The organism is Halopelagius fulvigenes, from assembly GCF_042662625.1.
Taxonomy (GTDB): domain Archaea; phylum Halobacteriota; class Halobacteria; order Halobacteriales; family Haloferacaceae; genus Halopelagius; species Halopelagius fulvigenes.
The window spans coordinates 1-612 of the sequence record NZ_JBHSXH010000018.1 but is presented as its reverse complement, the minus strand read 5'-3'; the positions used below and the strand labels follow the sequence as shown (position 1 = coordinate 612).

1 rRNA gene is annotated in these 612 nt (G+C 59.0%); it reads left to right on the top strand.

The window, feature by feature from the left end:
* A 23S ribosomal RNA gene (locus tag ACFQEV_RS19955) occupies positions 1–612 on the top strand; the annotation flags it as partial.

Genomic DNA, 612 nt, shown 5'->3' with positions numbered 1-612 from the left:
GAACAGGGCGGTGCAATAGGGCCTGAAATCAGCTGGCGATAGAGCGACGAGGCATACAAGGTCCCTCAGAAAACGACCCACTTGCGAGAGTGCAGTAGGAACTGAGGGAAGCCGGTGTCCCGTCGTACGTTTTGAAAAACGAACCAGGGAGTGCACTTGATTGGCAAGTCTAACCGGATCATCCGGGAAGGCACAGGGAAACCGACATGGCCGCAGTCTTCTTCTGAAGATGAGGGCCGCCGTCCTCAAAGGCGGGGAGTCAATCGGGTGCGACCCGAAACCGAGTGATCTACGCGGGGGCAGGACGAAGCGTGCCGAAAGGTGCGTGGAGGTCCGTTAGGGTTGGTGTCCTACAATACCCTCCCGTGACCTGCGCGTAGGGGTGAAAGGCCCATCGAACTCGGCAACAGCTGGTTCCAGCCGAAACATGTCGAAGCATGACCTCAGCAGAGGTAGTGTGTGGGGTAGAGCGACCGATTGGAAGACCCGCCTCCGAGAGGAGTCGGCCTTCCTGTCGAACTCCGAACCTACACACGCCGTCGAAGCTGGGAGTCCGGACTGCGGGGTAAGCTTGTGGTCCGTGAGGGAGACAACCCAGAGCTGGGTTAAGGT